Source organism: Flavobacterium sp. ACN2 (assembly GCF_002303885.1).
Classification (GTDB): domain Bacteria; phylum Bacteroidota; class Bacteroidia; order Flavobacteriales; family Flavobacteriaceae; genus Flavobacterium.
This window is the reverse complement of record NZ_MRCM01000036.1, coordinates 1-3,616: the sequence shown is the minus strand read 5'-3', so window position 1 is coordinate 3,616 and position 3,616 is coordinate 1. Positions and strand designations below refer to the sequence as shown.

Annotated in this window: 4 protein-coding genes; all 4 read left to right on the top strand. The window is 31.0% G+C overall.

The window, feature by feature from the left end; all coding sequences use genetic code 11:
* Window positions 1–33 precede the first annotated feature (33 nt).
* The 4 genes from BSF41_RS23430 (at window position 34) to BSF41_RS23420 (ending at window position 3,340) form a co-directional block, all read left to right on the top strand.
* Window positions 34–1,182: a DUF2931 family protein gene (locus BSF41_RS23430; RefSeq protein ID WP_095931897.1), complete on the top strand. Its 1,149-nt coding sequence runs from the start codon at window positions 34–36 to the stop codon at window positions 1,180–1,182.
* 164 nt (window positions 1,183–1,346) lie between these two features.
* Complete coding sequence (locus BSF41_RS23860) at window positions 1,347–1,523, top strand: hypothetical protein (RefSeq protein WP_172426971.1); 177 nt, start codon at window positions 1,347–1,349, stop codon at window positions 1,521–1,523.
* A gap of 3 nt (window positions 1,524–1,526) precedes the next feature.
* Window positions 1,527–2,819: a hypothetical protein gene (locus BSF41_RS23425; protein WP_095931896.1), complete on the top strand. Its 1,293-nt coding sequence runs from the start codon at window positions 1,527–1,529 to the stop codon at window positions 2,817–2,819.
* Between the two features lie 2 nt (window positions 2,820–2,821).
* Window positions 2,822–3,340: a hypothetical protein gene (locus BSF41_RS23420; RefSeq protein ID WP_095931895.1), complete on the top strand. Its 519-nt coding sequence runs from the start codon at window positions 2,822–2,824 to the stop codon at window positions 3,338–3,340.
* The last annotated feature ends 276 nt before the right edge of the window (window positions 3,341–3,616 follow it).

Sequence of the window (3,616 nt, the reverse complement as noted above, 5' to 3'; positions counted from 1 at the left end):
AAGAGGATAAAGTAATTTATAAGCGAGAAATATATGTACCCAAAAGTTAGATTTTTTTTATGCTGTTTTTTAATTATCGGTTTACTTGCAAGCTGTCAGCCTAAAGATACATTTGACTGGAATGCTGGCATTTCTGCGCCAAAAAATTATTTAGCAACACCGTTTGTCGAATATTTTTATAAAGGAAAAAGTATCGCAGGAACTTCAATAAATATTGGAGATGGACAAGGTTGGGGCATAACAATGGGAAATTATGTTGGAGGAGATCAATTTAAGCCTGTACCTGATAGTGTCTTTGTGAAATGGAGATGCGCATTTGACTTAATACAGTATGAGGGCGGTTTTAAACTGCCAAGACAAAAAATGTTAATGCTGTTTAAGAAAGGTGTTTTAGACAACCAAAAAAATAGAGAAGAATATTCTCTTATAATTGCAGGAACTGCTCCTGGCGGTAATATTACAATATGGATGCAGGCAGATAGAACTCTTACTGAAATTGAGAAATTTAAAGCTAAAAAAGTTGGGCAAGCACAGCGACTCGATCCAAACAGTATAACGTTATGGACTTCTAAAGGACAAGAAGCAAAAGAGATTTTAACATACATCTACTTACATGGCGTTCCTTATTCAGTTTGGGAAAAAGGAGAAAAAGAATACGATTATGATGTAGCGTTTACAAGTAAAGAATCCGAATATGGATACCATATGACATTAAATTCTAAAGATGGATCCTGGTTTTCTGTAGATAAATTTGATTCATTTATACCTTGGGACGCAAAAGAAATAAAAACTAATAAAATTATTCATGAAAAACATAAATCTCCTGTTCAATTATATATTCAATGGTATACAAATGAAGAGAATTACAAAGAAAGACAATGGTATGATGGCACAATAATTTTACCTCAAAATTTTGAAGATTTTTTGAAGACGGGATGTTATAATAGGCTATTAGTTGCTATTGAAAAAGACAATCATAAAGATTTAGTTGAGGGCAAAATTATGTTGCTTGGAAAAAGTAGAAAAAAAACCATCATGAAATTTAGACTTGGGAGATATGATTATAAATTGGGCAAACAATTATCTCCAGAGTATATATTACCTAAAGATTTTGTATTCCCTAAATGGCAAGGCAGAGAACCTATTGAGTTTCCAGAATTAGATTATTGGCAGGAAAAATAATTTATAAGCGAGAAATATATGCCCAAAAAAAGTTAGATTTTTTATATACTGCTTTTTAATCATTGGTTTATTTGCCAGCTGTCAGCCTAAAGATGCCCCCCTGCCGGCGCGAGCGTCCCGCTCGTGAACACAAAGAATGACAGAATTATAGACAAATCTTGCAAATGCACGAGCGAGACGCTCGCGCCAGCAAGAGGGATGAAATTCGAAAATCAGATGGCAGTCTCATTATCATGATGCCAAAAGAACAAATAGAAGAAATTGCCAACAAAACCTTTTATGCTGATGGGCAGTTTCATGCTATAGATTTTTTAACCTATACCATAACCGAAGAAAAATAAACTATGTCAGAATATATTAGAGTAAAAGGAAACATAATAGAAAAAACTGGAGGAACTTCCAGAGTTTATGCCAAAGGAGGAATTGAACACAACTCTAATGGTAAAATTGAATATTTTGCCGAAAGCTATAGTTATGGTGAACCACAGAAACCTCCTTTAAAACTTATGGATGGAGCTGTTAAAGAAATTGAACTTTTAACAGCCTTAGATCTTGGCTCTGCGAATAACAAATCGGGTAAAACACAGCAGGGAATGATTTTCGGAAACACATATCATTTTAGAGTAAAAAGTTATATGAAAGATCCTCCTAACAATCTATCAACTATTAAATGGATGATTAAATATGAAAGTCCCTCTCAAAACAAGTGGCTGGAAATACCTCTTACCGCAAAAGGAAACTCTATAAAAATTACCCTCAATGACGAAGATATGTGTGGATGCTTTATATACTTACGTGCTTATGTATATAATAAGGAAAAAGAAGCCGAATATAAGGAGTGGAAACATAATCGTTTTAAGTGGTTTGATAGCATGATTGTTGAAAGCGAGATAACAGAGCGTACTGATAATGGTAAGCCTTGGCTAATTGATCAATCTGGAACTTCTTTATGCGGAATGGCATGCATTTTTTATTTATTTGCCAAAGAACAACCAGATGCTTATAAAAAATTTGCAAAGGAACTTTTTAGAACTGGAGTAGCTACAGTTAATAGTTACACAGTAAAACCAAGTATTGAGATTTTGGAGAAAAATCCAATGGGAAAAGACTTCCCTCATAACGGTACACCAATGTTCTTAATTGACTATATAACAATGGCTGGAACACGAAATACAGATAATCGAGATTACAAAGGAGGGAATGAAGAATTTCAAGCTATTAATTGGCCTCCATTGATGACTTCCTTAAGTGAAAAGCTTTTAGGATATAAAGATGTAGTTTCAAAAGGGGTGTACAATCCTGTAAAACCATTAGCTTATTCTTCTTTAGATATCAAAAACAAAATAGATGATATTAATAACCAATTTAAGAGTGGTTACAAACTGATACTTATGATAGATTCAGATTTAATAGATGACATATGGGACACCTCTTCATTGGATTTACATTGGATAGTTTTAGAATCTCCAATCATATGGAATTATATACCAGGTCTTTTAGGTGTGAAACTGGATGAGATAGACTTTAAAGTTTATACATGGGGAACTGATCCAAATGGCACCAATCGATATTTGAAAAAAGTAATAACATCTTCTCATTTTATTAATAATTATAATGGGTATATTAAAATGAAATAATTATGAAAAAAAAAACAAAGGGTTGTTTAATTTTCTTAGTAATAATTTTTCTAATAATTGTAACTATAATTAGCTGGATATATTACAGCATTGCTACCAGTCACGAAAGAGAAAACATTGATAGAACTCAATGTGAAAAAACCGAATATATAACTGAAAAACCTTTAATTGTTTTAGAAAAAGAAACAAATAGTATTGTAAATGAAATTAACATATTACTAATAAGAAATAACAAAATTATTGATGATACTTTAATTAAAAACATATACAATAGCGAGACTTACTACTCTTTTCACATTCCATTGAAAGAATTTAAGAAAGATGATATTGTAGAAGTTATTACAAAAAATGAAAAATATAAAATTTCAGGATTCTTTTACAATTTAAAAAGTAGATGGCTAATGTTTGGATATAATGGAGGTGAATGTTTCTTGGACTATTCGCAATTAAAAATAAATGATGAATTGTATAATTTTAATTTATTAAAAGAATATGAAAACGAAAAAAATAAAGAATATTAAAAGTATATTCTCATATAAACGCCGATGGTGAAATTATTTATGGAGAGCCCGGTCTTTTAGGCTCCAAAGTAGATGAGATAGATTTTGACGTATACTCATGGGGAACTGACCCATTTGGTTCGTCAAAATATTTAAGAAAAAAAATAACATCAAATCATTTTATGAATAATTATAATGGATATATTAAAGCTAAATAAAATGAAGAAAATTATATTGTTTTTTTTTGTACTAATATTTTCATTTTTCATTTTTCGATTTTTTTATTTTACTGCTGAT